Genomic DNA, 13,683 nt, shown 5'->3' on the forward strand with positions numbered 1-13,683 from the left:
CGCTGCCACCAGCGCCGCCGGCCCGCGCGGACCGCTGCTGGGCGTCGCGGCGCACGAAACTGTCGCGCCGGGGCCGAAATGTTTACGCTGTACACATGAATCCGCCCGCCACCGCCGAACGCATCGTCCAGGCCGCGCGCGCCCTGCTCGCCCGCGGCGGCGCGCAGGCGGTCAGCATGCGCCGGATCGGCGAGGCGATCGGGCTGACCCCGATGGCGGTCTACCGCCACTTCCCCAACCGCGAAGCGCTGCTGCAACGCGTGGCCGACGACAGCTTCGACGAGATCGCCCGCCACTGGACCGCGCGCAAGCACGGCGGCGACGTGATCGCGCGGCTGCGCGCCACCCAGCGCATCTACCTCGACTACGCCCTGGCCTGGCCGCATTTGTTCGACCACGCTTTCTCGCTGCGGCGCGAACGCGCGCGGCGCTATCCCGAGGACTTCCGCGCGCGCCGTTCGCCGACCCTGAACGTGGTCGCCGACGTGGTGCTGGAAGCGCAGCAGGCCGGCCGGCTCAAGCCCGGCGACGCCTGGGACATCGCCATGACCTTGTGGGCGCACACCCACGGCCTGATCGCGCTGTACCGCGCCGGCCGCTTCAGCTACGACGAGCGCCAGTTCCGCGAGTTCTACGAAGCCTCGCTCGGCCGCCTGCTCGACGGCCTGCTCGCCTGAGCGTGACCGCCAGCGGCGGTTCGATCGCGATGCCTTCCGTGCGCCTTTGCCCTGAGCTTTTGTGGGAGGGACTTCAGTCCCGATGCCTTTCGCTCAGATCGCCGCGCCCACAAAAAAGCGCCCGGCCTGAAGCCGGGCGCGAGGGCGACGCGAGCACGGGCCCGCGCCGGAAGGGATGCGTCGTCGGCCGCGCGCTCAGCGCAGCCGCGGATCGAGCTTGCGCAGCGCCTGGCCGACGTCGGTCTCGCCGGTGCGCTGCAGGTCCTTGCGGTCGTAACTGCGGCCCTGGCCCGCGCAGTCGCGCTTGCCGCGCGCGGCGATGCGCGAGCCGGTCTGCTTGAGGCAGGTGGGGTCCGCGGCGGTCGCCGCAACGCCCGCGCCCGTCTTCGCCTCGGCATTCGCCGCCGGCGCGGCGGTCGGCTGCACCGCATCGGCGCGAACCTGCGCATCGGCCTGGACCGGCGTCTGCGCGACGGCGGCGCCGGCGCCGAGCGAGGCCGCGAACGCGGCGATCCAAAGGATATGGCGCATGGAACACCTCCGGGAGAAGCGACGATGGGCGCAGCCACGATACGCCCGCCCCGCCGCCGCGGCGGTCGTCGCGGACGCGGCGTTTAGGCCCACGTCAGCGTCGCGGGCAGTCCTCGCGGCGGCCGCGTTCGAACGCCATCGCCTCGGCCTCGGTGGCCGGCCGCGGCGCGATGCCGTCGTCGAACAGGACCCGCCAGACGCCGTCGGCGTCGCGGCGCCAGACCGATTGGTACTGGCCGATCAAATAACGCGGCTGCGCGCCCGGATCGATGCGCTGGTACAGCGCCGGCCCGCTCGACCAGGCCACGTCGCCGACGCCGGCGACCGTCACCCGCTGCGGATACCAGCGCAGGCGCAGCCCCTTGCCGGCGATCAGGTCGGCCCACTGCGCCGCGATGGCCTCGCGCCCACGCGTGGGCTGCGGCCGGCCGGCGCCGAACGCGGCCTGCGGGTGAACGAAGGCGGCGAACGCGGCGGCATCGTGCTCGGCCAGCGCGCGGGCGAAGCCGAGTTCGCGCGCCCACACCGCGCACTCGTCCGCGCTCAGCGGTGGCGCGGCGTCCACGGGCGCGGCGTCCACGGGCGCGGCGTCCTGCGCCGACGCCCATGGGCTGGACGCCGCCAGGCAGGCGGCAACGACGGCAACGACACGGCGCATGGCGGATCTCGCGACGGAACCCGCAGCCACTATCGGCGCAGCCGCGCCCGCGCGCCAGCGACTGAAGTCATGTCCGCCGGCATTGCGCCCGCTTTGATCGCGCCCGCCATGCCGACCTTGGCGGCCCGCCGCGCGGCCGCCGGCCGCGACCGGCGACACCGGGCCGACACGCGCCGCCGCTATCATGCCGCGATGCCTTCGATCGTCCTCGCGGCCCGCGCCGCCCTGCTCGCCTCCCTGGTGTCCCTCGCCGCCTGCGCCGCGTCCGCGCCGCGCGATCCGCCGCCGGCCGACACCCCGCTGCTGCTGGTCTCCATCGACAGCTTCCGCGCCAGTTATCTCGACCTCGGCTTGACTCCGAACCTGCAGCGCATCGCCGACCAAGGCGTGCGCGCGCAATGGATCAATCCCTCGTACCCGACCCAGACCTTCCCCAACCACTACACCCTGGTCACCGGCCTGCGCCCGGACCACCACGGCGTGATCCACAACATGATGCGCGACCCGGAACTGGGCCGGTTCCGGGTGAACGACCCCGCCGCGATCGGCGAAGAGCGCTGGTGGAACGGCGGCGAGCCGATCTGGATCGGCGCGCAGAACGCCGGCCTGCGCGGCGCCACCATGCTCTGGCCCGGCGGCGAAGCGCCGAACCACGGCCAACACGCGAGCCGCCGGCGCGCGTTCGACCCCAAGATCAGCGAGATGGCGCGCGTCGAACAAGTGCTGAAGTGGCTCGACGAACCCGCCGCCACCCGCCCGCACGTGACCGCCCTGTATTTCGACTCGCTCGACAAGCAAAGCCACGACTACGGCCCGAATTCGGCTCAGGCGCGCGCGGCGATGCAGCGCATCGACACCGCGCTGGGCCGCCTCATCGACACCCTGGCCGCGCGCGGCGAACTCGACCGGACCAATCTGATCGTGGTTTCCGACCACGGCATGGCCGAAGTCGCGCCGGAGCACCGCATCGCGGTCGAAGACATGGTCACGGTGCAGGAAGCGGTGGTGACCTCGACCGGGCAATCGATCGGCATCGCGCCGAACAAGGGCTACGAAGCGCAAGTGGAGCGACGCCTGCTCGGCAAGCACGATCATTACGAATGCTGGCGCAAGGGCGAGCTGCCGGCGCGCTGGCAGTACGGCACCCATCCGCGGATACCGCCGATCGTCTGCCAGATGCAGGAAGGCTGGGACGCGATCGAGCGCGAGGTGCTCGCCAAGGCGCGCCCGGGCCAGACCCGCGGCTCGCACGGCTACGACCCGGCGCTGCCGTCGATGCGCGCGATCTTCATCGCCCGCGGCCCGGCGTTCCGGCAGGGCGCGACGATTCCGGCGTTCGACAACGTCGACGTGTATCCGTTGCTCGCGCGCTTGCTCGGGATCGTTCCTGCGAAGAACGACGGCGACATCGCGCCGCTGTTGCCGGCGCTGAAGGCGCAGGCGGCGGAGTCCGCGGAGGCGACGGAGAAAAAGTAACGGCTGAAACGATTGCCGCAGCGATGCCGCGGCATGTGCGGCGCTTGCGATTTTTCCGATTGGTTTCGCGCTTTGAGCGCTGACGTTTGTCATCCGATGCGGATTCAGTGACGCGCGCAGTGCTTTTGCCGCGCGCATCGGCGCTAGTTTGTCCGCGGGCAACCCAGGGACCTCCCCGCCCCGCAGCAAGACCCGGCCCGGCATGTCCCCCGACTGCCGGGCCTTTTGTTTTTCGCTTTGGTCGGTGGGGTTGGGGGCTGCAGGCGTCGGCGGTGGGCTGGGTTCCGGGTTCGCTGGAACGATGGCCGTGGCGGTGCGTATCCGACTGTAGGAGCGGCGCGAGCCGCGACTGCGCCAGCGCAACTACGACGGAACTTTCACTGTGTTTGCGGTGGCGCGGTCGCGGCTTGCGCCGCTCCTACGGGGGGCGTGCCGCGGCGGGTTCTGCTTTTGCGTGTGCCTGCGGGTGACGACAAGCGAAGATCAAGTGCTTCCGTCCGCAAGCGGCCGGGTCACTTTCTTTGTCTTAAGCCACAAAGAAAGTAACCAAAGAAAAGGCCTTGTCTTTTTCGGATCAAGAGCCACTAGGTCCAGCACCGGGCGCGGGGCCGCGCCATAAGGGGCATCCTGCCCCATGGCGCGCGTGCGCATCCATGCGCACGCCCTGCGGGGCTGCGGGACGACTGCATCTCGCTCGAACGAGCACAAGCGACGGCAAGAGCAAAATGGATTCCGGCTTTCGCCGGAATGACGATGCGCGGGCTGTGCCTGTACTGGCCGAAGCCCCTGTAGGAGCGGCGCGAGCCGCGACCGCGCCAACACAACCACCGCGAAAACCACGGCCCGAACCGGCTCCGTCCACGCCCCTCGGGCGCGTGCGCCGCTGCCTGAACCGGCCGCTTCGCGCCGCCAATGTCCCTGTCCGAATCCGGCGAGTCGCGCCCCCAGCCCGGTGCTAGTCTGCGCGCATGGACGCCCCCGTCATCCCCGCTCCGGCCGCCTCGATGCCGCCCGCGCACGTCTGCGAACAGGCCCGCATCAGCCGCGATCCGCGCTTCGACGGCCTGTTCTTCGTCGCCGTCACCAGTACCGGCATCTATTGCCGGCCGGTGTGTCCGGCGCCGACGGCCAAGAGCGCCAACGTCAAGTACTTCGGCCATGCCGCCGCGTGCGAGGCCGCCGGCTTCCGCCCGTGCCTGCGCTGCCGGCCGGAACTGTCGCCGGCCGAGGGCGCGTGGCGCCGTGGCGATGCGGTGGTCGCGCGCGCGCTCAAGCTCATCGACGAAGGCGCGCTCGCCGAACAGCCGCTGTCGGCGCTGGCCGAACGCGTCGGTCTCGGCGAACGGCAACTGCGCCGGCTGTTCGTCGATCGCCTGGGCGCGCCGCCGATCGGCGTGCACGGCACCCGCCGGCTGCTGTTCGCCAAACAGCTGTTGACCGAAACCCGCCTGCCGATCACCGAAGTCGCGCTCGCCGCCGGTTTCGGCAGCCTGCGCCGTTTCAACGCCGCCTTCCTCGAGGCCTACCGCATGGCGCCGCGCGATCTGCGCCGGCGACCGAACGAATCGCCGCCGGGCGACGGCGCGAGCGACGGCGACGCGCTGGTGCTGCGGCTGGGCTACCGGCCGCCGTACGACCTGGGCGCGATGCTCGATTTCCTTCGCGGACGCGCCCTTCCCGGGGTCGAGCATGTCGACGAACACAGCTACACCCGCGCGATCGGCCCGATCGACGCGCCCGGCTGGTTGCGCGTCGGCGCGTGGCCCGCGGACAAGCGCGAGCGCCAGCACGCGCTGAAGCTGGAGCTGCACGGCACCGCGCCGTCGCGCCTGCTGGAGATCACCAACCGCCTGCGCCGCATGTTCGACCTCGATGCCGATCCCGACGCGATCGGCGCGGCGCTGACGGTGGACCCGCGCCTGCGCGCGCTGGTGCGCAAGCGTCCCGGCCTGCGCCTGCCGAGCGGCTGGGACGGCTTCGAGATCTCGGTGCGCGCGATCCTCGGCCAGCAGGTCAGCGTCGCCGCTGCGCGCACGCTGGCCGCGCGCGTGGCCCAACGCTACGGCCAGGCCTTGCCGCAGCCGTTCGGCCCCGGCCTCACCCACCTGTTTCCGACCCCGGCCGACCTGGCCGATGCCGACCTCGCTCCGCTCGGCCTGACCCGCGCGCGCGCCGACACCGTGCGCACCGTCGCCCGCGCCCTGCTCGACGGGCGCGTCGACTTCCGCGCCGAGCGCACCCTCGACGACTTCGTCGCGCGCTGGGTCGCGCTGCCCGGCATCGGCCCGTGGACCGCGCACTACATCGCCATGCGCGCGCTCGGCCATCCCGATGCGTTTCCCGCCGACGATCTGGTGCTGCAGAAAGCCTTGCCCGAAGACGGCGTGCGCCTGAGCGCGAAAGCGCTCGGCGCGCGCGCCGAAGCGTGGCGGCCGTGGCGCGCTTACGGCGTGATCCACACCTGGCGCGACAGCATGCCGGCGTCGTTGCCGCCAAAACCAGCCGTCTCGGCCGCCTCCTCCGCGTCCGCGCCGGCGGTCAAGCCCAAGAAAACCCGGCGGGCCGCATGAGTTCGCCGATCCGGCTCAAGCGCGGCGAGGTGCGCTACCAGCACATCGACAGCCCGGTCGGCCGCCTGCTGCTGGCCAGCGGCGAGGACGGCCTGCGCCTGATCGAATTCGAAGAGCCCTGGCATCCTGCGGCGATGGACGAAAGCTGGGAGGAAGGCGACGACGCCGTGCTCGCCGCGACCCGCCGCCAGCTCGCCGAGTATTTCGCCGGCGCGCGCCGCGACTTCGATCTGCCGCTGGCGCCGCACGGCACCGCGTTCCAGCTGCAGTGCTGGCGCACGCTGGCGCTGATTCCGTACGGCGAAACCTGGAGCTACGGGCAGATGGCGCGGCACCTCGGCCAGCCCACCGCGACGCGCGCGGTCGGCGCGGCGAACGGGCGCAACCCGCTACCGATCGTGCTGCCCTGCCACCGGGTGATCGGCGCGGACGGCAGCCTGACCGGATTCGGCGGCGGGCTGCCGGTGAAGAAGCATCTGTTGATGCTGGAAGGCGCGCTGCAGGAAGCGCCGCACTCCGCCGACTTGTTCGGCGGTTGAGAGCCCCCTGCAGGAGCGGCGCGAGCCGCGACCGCGACAACGCGACTACGCCGAAATTTGCGTCGTGGCTGCGTTGTCGCGGTCGCGGCTCGCGCCGCTCCTACAGATGGACAGCCGTCCTCAGTCGGCCAACAGCGCGCGCAAGGTCTCGCCGTAGCGCCGCGCGATCGCCTCGCGGTCGCGGTGGCGCCCCTCGACCACGACTCGCTCGCCGCCGACGAACGCCTCGCGCACCAGATTGCGGTTGCCGCTGAACAACCAGCGGTCCACGTAATCGGCATCGGTGGCGCCGGCGAACGCCGGGGCGTCGCGGTCCAGCACCAGGGTGTCGCCGGCCAGCGCCGCCGCATCGAACCCGGTCGAGCGCTGCGCGCTCGCGGCGACGCCGCGCAGCAAGGTCTCGCCGACGCTGTCGGACCCGTCCGCGCCCACGCTCACCGCGATATTGCGCCGCCGCGTGACCAGACGTTGCCCGTATTCGAGCCAGCGCAGCTCTTCCACCGGCGACACCGAGATGTGCGAGTCCGAACCCACGCCCCAATAGCCGCCCGCGTCGAGGTAGTCGCGCAACGGGAACAGCCCGTCGCCGAGGTTGGCCTCGGTGGTGGTGCAGATCGCCACCGTGGCGCCGCTGCGGGCGGTGTCGCGCACTTCGCCTTGGTCGAGATGGGTGGCGTGCACCAGCGTCCAACGCTCGTCCACCTGGGCGTTGTCGAGCAGCCAGCGCACCGGCCGCGCGCCGCGCACCGCCACGCAGTCCTCGACTTCGGCCACTTGCTCGGCGATATGCACGTGCACGCGGCTGTCGGCCGGCAGCGCCGCCAGCGCTTCGCGCATCGGCGCCGGCGGCACCGCGCGCAGGCTGTGCAGGCAGCAGCCCACGCGCAGCGTCGCGTTCTGTTCGGCGCGCAGCGTATCGAGCAGGCGCAGGTAGGCATCGACCTCGTGGCCGAAGCGGCGCTGGCGCTCGCCCAGCGGGCGCTCGTCGAAGCCGCCGGTCATGTACAGCACCGGCAGCAGGGTCATGCGGATGCCGGTGTCGCGCGCCGCTTCGATCAGCGCGCGCGACATCGCCGCCGGATCGGCGTAGGGCCGGCCGTCGGGCGCGTGGTGCAGGTAGTGGAACTCGCAGACGCTGGTGTAGCCGGCTTCGAGCATCTCGGCGTAGAGCTGCGCGGCGACCGCGTACAAAGCGTCGGGCGTGAAGCGGGCGGCGAAGCGGTACATGGTCTCGCGCCAAGTCCAGAAACTGTCGTGCCCGCCGCTTGGGCCAAGGCCCAAGCTCGGATTGGTCTGGCGTTCGGCCATGCCCGCCATCGCGCGCTGGAACGCGTGCGAATGCAGGTTGGCGATGCCCGGCACGATGCGTTCGGCGGACGCGTCGCCGCGCCAGCCTTGCGGGGTCCACACGGAATTCGGAGCGTTGGCGTTCATGCCGGGCATTCTCGCCCGCGCGGCGGCCGAGGAAAACCGCCGCGACGCGGTTTTGCCGAAGCCGGCGGCCCGCGGCGGCCGCATCGGCACGATGCGCCGGCGTACACAGCCCGGCGCGGCCGCAGCCACTAGAATCGCCGCCATGACGTCCTCATCGCCCGCCCCCGACCGCCCGCCGTACGACGGCCTGCCATACGACGGCCTGCCGTACGACAGTCTGATCCTCGGCGCCTCGCTCGCCACCCTCGACGCCGCCGCCGGCTACGGCGAGATCGCCGACGCCGCCCTGGCCTGGCGCGACGGCCGCATCGCCTGGCTCGGCCCGCGCGCGCAGCTACCGGCCGCGCCCGAGGCCCTGGCCGCGCAGGTGATCCAGGCCAGCGGCTGGATCACCCCGGGGCTGATCGACTGCCACACCCACCTGGTCTTCGCCGGCGACCGCGCGCGCGAATTCGAGCTGCGCCTGCAGGGCGCCAGCTACGAGGAGATCGCCCGCGCCGGCGGCGGCATCGTCTCCAGCGTGCGCGCCGTGCGCGAAGCCGACGAGGACGAACTGCTGCGCCAGTCGCTGCCGCGCGCCCGCGCCCTGATCGCCGACGGCGCCACCACGCTCGAAATCAAGTCCGGCTACGGCCTGGACTTCGACAACGAACGCAAGATGCTGCGCGTCGCCCGGCGCCTGGGCGAAACCCTCGGCGTGCGCGTGCGCACCACGTACCTGGCCGCGCACGCGCTGCCGCCGGAGTACCAGGGCCGCGCCGACGACTACATCGACGCCGCCTGCCGATGGCTGCCGCGGCTGCACGCCGAAGGCCTGGTCGACGCAGTCGACGCGTTCTGCGAAGGCATCGGCTTCAGCCCGGCCCAGACCACGCGCATGTTCGAAGCCGCGCGCGCGCTCGACCTGCCGGTCAAGCTGCACGCCGACCAGCTCAGCGACCTCGGCGGCGGCGCGCTGGCCGCGGCCTTCGACGGGCTGTCGGCCGACCACGTCGAGCACACCTCGCTCGACAGCGTGCGCGCGATGGCCGCGCACGGCACCGTCGCGGTCCTGCTGCCGGGCGCGTTTCACGTATTGCGCGAGACCAAGCTGCCGCCGCTGGACGCGTTCCGCGAGCACGGCGTGGCGATGGCGCTGGCCACCGACTGCAATCCCGGAACCTCGCCGCTGCTGTCGCTGCGCCAGGCGATGCAGCTGTCGTGCGCGCACTTCAAGCTGACTCCGGAAGAGGCGCTGCGCGGCGCGACGGTGCACGCGGCCCAGGCGCTCGGCCTCGGCGATGCCGGCGCGCTCAAGGTCGGCGCCAGCGCCGACTTCGCGCTGTGGGACATCCGCCATCCGGCCGAGCTGTGCTACTGGCTCGGCGGGCGACTGGCGCAGCGCGTGTACTGCCAAGGCCGCCAGATCGCCTGAAGTCGCGTATCTCCCTGTAGGAGCGGCGCGAGCCGCGACCGCGACAACGCGATTACGACGAAGGTTACGGCGTGGTTGCGTGGTCGCGGTCGCGGCTCGCGCCGCTCCTGCATAAAGCGGGCCGCCGTTCGCTGCACCGCCACAACCGGCACCGCGCCGCTGTTGTACGCTGGCCCTCCCGCGCGCCCCGATGCGCGCCGCGCCTACCCGGAGGACCCGTGCGGATCGCCGCTCTCGCTCTAGCCCTTGCTCTCGCGCCGCTCGCGGCGCACGCCGACCAGCCCCTCAGCGCCGGCCAGCGCTTCGCCCAGGACGCGATCATCGTCGACACCCACATCGACGCGCCGACTGGATTGCTGCGCCATTGGGCCGACCTCGGCCTGGACACGCCCAAGGTCGAGTTCGATTACCCGCGCGCGCGCCAAGGCGGGCTCGACATCGCTTTCATGTCGATCTACACCTCGCCCGGCGAGGACGCCGCCGGCACCGCCACCCAGACCGCGCACACCCAGATCGACGCGGTCGAGGCGATGGTCGGCCGCCGCCCCGAGCAGTTCGCGGTGCTGCGCTCGCCCAAGGACTTCGAACGGCTCAACGCGCACAACCAGCGCGTACTACTGGCGCTGGGCATGGAGAACGGCGCGCCGATCGGCGACGACCTGTCGCGGCTCAAGCTGTTCTTCGACCGCGGCGTGCGCTACATCACCCTCGCCCACAGCGAGGACAACCGCATCAGCGATTCCTCCTACAGCCGCAAGCGCACCTGGAAGGGCCTGAGCCCGTTCGGCGAAAAAGTCGTCGACGAGATGAACCGGCTCGGCATCATGGTCGACGTCTCGCACCTGTCCGACGACGCGGTGCGCGACGTGCTCGCGCGCAGCAAGGCGCCGGTGATCGCCAGCCACTCGGGCCTGCGCCATTTCACTCCCGGTTTCGAGCGCAACCTCAGCGACGAGCTGGCCAAGGCGGTCGCGGCCAAGGGCGGCGTGGTCCAGGTGGTGTTCGGCAACGCCTTCGTCGATCCGGCCTCGGCCGCCGACACCCAGGCGTATTTCGTCGCCAGCGCCAAGTTCGAGGAAGAACAGGCCGCGGCGCGCAAGCGCGGCGAAACGCCGAAGTCGAGCGAGGCCTTCGACAAACAGTGGGAAGCCGCGCATCCGCCGCGCACGGTCAAGATCGACGCGGTGCTCGACCAGATCGACTACGCGGTGAAGCTGCTCGGCGCCGATCACGTCGGCATCGGCTCGGACTTCGACGGCGTCAGCGGCGCGCTGCCCGAAGGGCTCAAGTCGGTCGCCGACTATCCCAACCTGATCGACGGCATGAAGGCGCGCGGGCATTCCGACGAGACCATCCGCAGGGTGCTCGGCGGCAACCTGCTGCGGGTGTGGGCCGAGGTCGAGGCCAAGGCGGTGCGTTCGTGAGCGCATCCGCGGCCGGCCCCGAGTTCGGCTTGCTCGAGGCCAATCCCGGCGGTTCGCCGGCCGGCCACCTGCGCTTCGAGGACGAGGCCGGCGAGACCTACCTGGAGCCGTTCGACCTGGTCGACACCCTGGCCTCGGTCCTCGCCGAGCACGGCCAGCGCGCGCACGCCTACGACAACGGCTGGATCGAGATCGGCGACGACGGCCTGTTCGCGTTCCCGCAACTGGTCGACTTCACCGAACTCGACGGCGGCACGATCCGCACCGCCAGCACCATCCAGTGCAATCACCCGCGGCTGTTCCCGCAAGGCTTGTTCGAGTATCAGCACGCCACCGGCGAGACCTTCGACGACTCGGTCAAGCGCGGCTTCGACCAGTGGGCGCGCACCGACCTGCTCGCGCTGCTCGACGCGACGCGCGCCGAGCCGGAAACCTGCATGACCATGCGCATGGAGTTCGGCGGCGAGGACGGCGCGCCACGGCGCGAGCGGCGGATCGTGTTCGGCCCCGTCGCCAGTTTCGGCCGCGCGCAGCAGGCCGAGGCGGACGCCGCGCGCGCCGCCGCTTGCGCGGCCGACGGCGAACCGGCGGACGCATGCGAGGCCGGCGACGACGGCGACGCGCACGGCTTCTGCCCGTGCTGCCTGTTCACCAACTCGCTGGAGGCGTTCCGTCCGCTGCTCGAGCAGCCGGGCCTATTCGCCCTGCGCCTGTTCGCTTCGCGCGACCATCAGGACGGCGAATGCCAGGCCGATTGCCGGGTCAACGGCGAGGACTGGCCGCAGGGCCTGGACGGCCTGCGCGACTACGCCGCGAACTGGCCGAGCGCGCCCGGGCAAACGATCGAATTCCGCAAGCAGTACGTGATCGTGCAGGACGCGCCGGAGTGAGCGCGGCGCCGTAGCGCCGATGCTTCGGCTCAGGCTGACGCGAAGCCATGCCGCGACGGATCGAACAGCGTCGGGCCTGAAGGCCCTCCCACAGAAGCTCTTCGCAACTGTCGCTGCCACGCGGCTGTTGTGGGAGGGATTTCAGTCCCGGCACCTTTCGGCTCAGGTCGCCGGAACCCCACCGCGGCGGATGCAAAGACCTCGGGCCCGAAGACCCTCTCGCCTAGCGCGATGACCCAAAAAAAACGAAGCCCGGCGCGAGCCGGGCTTCGTCGTCGTTGCGCCGTCGACCAGCGCGATGCGCGGATCAGAAGCTCCAGCGCACGCCCAGGCGGTACTGCTTCTGGTCGCTGCCGAACTCGCCTTCGGCGACGATGCCCCAGTTGTCGTTGAACTTGATCAGGCCGCCCAGCGTGCCGCTGAACTCCTGGTCGTACATGTCGCCGTCGGTGTAGTTGGCCTTGATCCAGCCTTCGAAGTTGCGCGCCAGGTTGCCGCGCAGGCCGAGCGAGGCGCGATAGTCGTCGCCTTCGGCGGTGTCCTGGGTGATATCTTCGCCCTTGGCCTTGAAGCGGGTGCGCAGGAAGCTGACTTCGCCGGTCCACTGGACCCGGTCGCTGAGCTGGTGGCCGTAGCCGACGCCGCCATGGGCCTGCTGGGCGTCGATCTCGAATTCGCCGATCTTGCCGAAGCCTTCGAAGTTGACCGCGATGCTGTCGTCCTTGCCCTTCTGGTAGCCGCCGAACACGTAGAACTTCTCGCCGACCGCGATCGAGCCGTTGATGAAGCCGCCGTTGGCCTTCATGTCGTCGACCGTGACCCCGACCGGAGCGAGCACCGGCACTTCGGCCTGCTGATGGGCGAAACCGGCTTCGACGTAGGTGTGGCTCAGCCTGTCGTAGGCGGCGGCGGAGGTGGAGGCGGCGGCCAGCGCGAGGGCCAGCGCGAGTTGCTTCTTCATAAGTCCCCTTGGTCCTTGATTCGGTAAGCGTCCCGTTCCTCGGGATCGGCGCGAATCTTAATGAAAAAATCACAGACCGTCTCGAAATATTGAAGACGGGCACGGCGCATCTGCGATTCAAGTGACTTTTGTACGCAGCCCGTCCCAGCGCCGCATGCGCGGACGGCACCGGCCGCGCCAAAACAAAAGCCCCGCCGGAGCGGGGCTTCGTCGTCGCAGCGGCGGCCGCTGGGGCCGCGGCGCGGCTTACTCCTTGGTGGCCTTCTTGGCCACGACCTTCTTCGCCGGCGCCTTGGCGACGGCGGTCTTGGCGGTCTTCTTGGCGGCCGGCGCGGCGGCGCTGCCGGTGGCCTTGGTCACGGCCTTGCGGGCGTTGCCGTAGCTGGAGTTGTAGCGCTTGCCCTTGGCGGTCTTGCGGTCGCCCTTACCCATGGTCGTGCTCCTGTAATCGTGATGTACGGTGTTTCGAAATGATGGCTCGCGCAAGCCGCGAACGCCGCGGCCGGGGTCGCGATGCCCCGGATCCGCGCGAAAGGCTCGCGCGCGAGGCTGCGAAGCCTAGCACAAGCGCCTGGAACACGGGTTCGGCGGGCCTGCGGCGGCCCGGATGGCGGCACGAGGGCGCGGCCGGTGCGGGCCGGCTCAGTGAGCGCAGCTGGCGCTGTGGATGTGGCCGTGGTTGAGGCGCAGGTTGGCGAGGTGGGCCAGGCCGACCAGGGCGCCGCCGATGGTCATGGCGATCGCGTGCGGGACCACCGAATGATGCAGCGGCGCGTACAGCACGCCGACCCAGAGCAGGGCCAGCCCCGGCACCAGCAGCCATAGGGCGCGCACGGCGTGGTGCCGGCGATAGCCCCAGATCAGGCTGAAGGCGCCCAGCACGGTGGCGAAGGCGACGAAGGCGAGCTCGAACCGGTCGCTGGCGAGGCTGGCCAGGCCGAGCGAGGGGATCAGCGCGATCGCCAGCGGCAACAGCGCGCAATGCACGGCGCACAACAGCGAACCGAGGGCACCGATACGGTCGATCAGACTGCGGGATGGCGAATCGGACATTAGCGTGGCGATCAACCGGTCGCGGCGAGGCGACAGGTTAAAGAATTTTAATGATG

14 protein-coding genes are annotated in these 13,683 nt (G+C 71.1%); 8 read left to right on the forward strand and 6 right to left on the reverse strand.

The window, feature by feature from the left end:
* Window positions 1-95 precede the first annotated feature (95 nt).
* On the forward strand, window positions 96-677 hold the full coding sequence (locus RDV84_RS25255) for a TetR/AcrR family transcriptional regulator (protein ID WP_078998261.1): 582 nt from the start codon (window positions 96-98) through the stop codon (window positions 675-677).
* A gap of 61 nt (window positions 678-738) precedes the next feature.
* Entirely contained in the window at window positions 739-807 is a 69-nt protein-coding gene (locus RDV84_RS27205) for a DUF6053 domain-containing protein (protein WP_425606340.1), read from the forward strand.
* Between the two features lie 65 nt (window positions 808-872).
* On the opposite strand, the gene RDV84_RS25260 is transcribed toward RDV84_RS27205, so the two are convergent.
* Window positions 873-1,208 carry a hypothetical protein gene (locus RDV84_RS25260; RefSeq protein WP_309152024.1) on the reverse strand — a complete coding sequence of 112 codons (336 nt, stop codon included), beginning with the start codon at window positions 1,206-1,208 and terminating at the stop codon, window positions 873-875.
* Window positions 1,209-1,302: 94 nt separating this feature from the next.
* Window positions 1,303-1,788 (reverse strand): YybH family protein, encoded by a 486-nt coding sequence (locus tag RDV84_RS25265; RefSeq protein ID WP_309152025.1) that lies wholly within the window; start codon window positions 1,786-1,788, stop codon window positions 1,303-1,305.
* A 270-nt stretch (window positions 1,789-2,058) separates the two neighbouring features.
* Here RDV84_RS25265 and RDV84_RS25270 point away from each other — a divergent pair, with 270 nt between their 5' ends.
* From RDV84_RS25270 to RDV84_RS25280, 3 genes are all read left to right on the forward strand, one after another.
* On the forward strand, window positions 2,059-3,342 hold the full coding sequence (locus tag RDV84_RS25270) for an alkaline phosphatase family protein (RefSeq protein ID WP_309152026.1): 1,284 nt from the start codon (window positions 2,059-2,061) through the stop codon (window positions 3,340-3,342).
* 968 nt (window positions 3,343-4,310) lie between these two features.
* Entirely contained in the window at window positions 4,311-5,912 is a 1,602-nt protein-coding gene (locus RDV84_RS25275; RefSeq protein ID WP_309152027.1) for an AlkA N-terminal domain-containing protein, read from the forward strand.
* Window positions 5,909-6,451: a methylated-DNA--[protein]-cysteine S-methyltransferase gene (locus RDV84_RS25280; protein WP_309152028.1), complete on the forward strand. Its 543-nt coding sequence runs from the start codon at window positions 5,909-5,911 to the stop codon at window positions 6,449-6,451. The genes RDV84_RS25275 and RDV84_RS25280 overlap by 4 nt, the downstream gene beginning before the upstream one ends.
* A gap of 120 nt (window positions 6,452-6,571) precedes the next feature.
* On the opposite strand, the gene RDV84_RS25285 is transcribed toward RDV84_RS25280, so the two are convergent.
* Entirely contained in the window at window positions 6,572-7,885 is a 1,314-nt protein-coding gene (locus RDV84_RS25285; RefSeq protein ID WP_309152029.1) for a formimidoylglutamate deiminase, read from the reverse strand.
* Between the two features lie 142 nt (window positions 7,886-8,027).
* On the opposite strand from RDV84_RS25285, the gene hutI reads away from it, so the two are divergent.
* From hutI to RDV84_RS25300, 3 genes are all read left to right on the forward strand, one after another.
* Entirely contained in the window at window positions 8,028-9,299 is a 1,272-nt protein-coding gene (gene hutI / locus RDV84_RS25290; RefSeq protein ID WP_309152030.1) for an imidazolonepropionase, read from the forward strand.
* A gap of 218 nt (window positions 9,300-9,517) precedes the next feature.
* Complete coding sequence (locus tag RDV84_RS25295) at window positions 9,518-10,723, forward strand: dipeptidase (protein ID WP_309152031.1); 1,206 nt, start codon at window positions 9,518-9,520, stop codon at window positions 10,721-10,723.
* A complete protein-coding gene (locus RDV84_RS25300; protein ID WP_309152032.1) occupies window positions 10,720-11,613 on the forward strand; it encodes a DUF6348 family protein in 894 nt (297 codons plus the stop codon). Before RDV84_RS25295 ends, RDV84_RS25300 begins: the two co-directional genes overlap by 4 nt.
* Before the next feature lie 307 nt (window positions 11,614-11,920).
* Here the strand turns inward: RDV84_RS25300 and RDV84_RS25305 are convergent, their stop codons facing one another.
* The 3 genes from RDV84_RS25305 to RDV84_RS25315 form a co-directional block, all read right to left on the reverse strand.
* The gene (locus tag RDV84_RS25305) at window positions 11,921-12,574 is read right to left on the reverse strand and encodes an outer membrane beta-barrel protein (RefSeq protein ID WP_057946713.1); all 654 of its coding nucleotides are present in this window, start codon (window positions 12,572-12,574) and stop codon (window positions 11,921-11,923) included.
* A 246-nt stretch (window positions 12,575-12,820) separates the two neighbouring features.
* Window positions 12,821-13,006 (reverse strand): 30S ribosomal protein THX, encoded by a 186-nt coding sequence (locus RDV84_RS25310; protein ID WP_057946712.1) that lies wholly within the window; start codon window positions 13,004-13,006, stop codon window positions 12,821-12,823.
* Window positions 13,007-13,216: 210 nt separating this feature from the next.
* The gene (locus RDV84_RS25315; RefSeq protein ID WP_057946711.1) at window positions 13,217-13,627 is read right to left on the reverse strand and encodes a MerC domain-containing protein; all 411 of its coding nucleotides are present in this window, start codon (window positions 13,625-13,627) and stop codon (window positions 13,217-13,219) included.
* Window positions 13,628-13,683 lie beyond the last annotated feature (56 nt).

This window comes from Lysobacter yananisis (assembly GCF_031199375.1).
Classification (GTDB): Bacteria; Pseudomonadota; Gammaproteobacteria; order Xanthomonadales; family Xanthomonadaceae; genus Lysobacter; species Lysobacter yananisis.

Coding starts and splice junctions, on each gene's coding strand:
- RDV84_RS25255 (WP_078998261.1), top strand. CDS start 96: ATGAATCCGCCCGCCACCGCCGAACGCATCGTCCAGGCCGCGCGCGCC.
- RDV84_RS25310 (WP_057946712.1), bottom strand. CDS start 13,006: ATGGGTAAGGGCGACCGCAAGACCGCCAAGGGCAAGCGCTACAACTCC.
- RDV84_RS25305 (WP_057946713.1), bottom strand. CDS start 12,574: ATGAAGAAGCAACTCGCGCTGGCCCTCGCGCTGGCCGCCGCCTCCACC.
- RDV84_RS25260 (WP_309152024.1), bottom strand. CDS start 1,208: ATGCGCCATATCCTTTGGATCGCCGCGTTCGCGGCCTCGCTCGGCGCC.
- RDV84_RS25270 (WP_309152026.1), top strand. CDS start 2,059: ATGCCTTCGATCGTCCTCGCGGCCCGCGCCGCCCTGCTCGCCTCCCTG.
- RDV84_RS25285 (WP_309152029.1), bottom strand. CDS start 7,885: ATGAACGCCAACGCTCCGAATTCCGTGTGGACCCCGCAAGGCTGGCGC.
- hutI (WP_309152030.1), top strand. CDS start 8,028: ATGACGTCCTCATCGCCCGCCCCCGACCGCCCGCCGTACGACGGCCTG.
- RDV84_RS25275 (WP_309152027.1), top strand. CDS start 4,311: ATGGACGCCCCCGTCATCCCCGCTCCGGCCGCCTCGATGCCGCCCGCG.
- RDV84_RS25315 (WP_057946711.1), bottom strand. CDS start 13,627: ATGTCCGATTCGCCATCCCGCAGTCTGATCGACCGTATCGGTGCCCTC.
- RDV84_RS25280 (WP_309152028.1), top strand. CDS start 5,909: ATGAGTTCGCCGATCCGGCTCAAGCGCGGCGAGGTGCGCTACCAGCAC.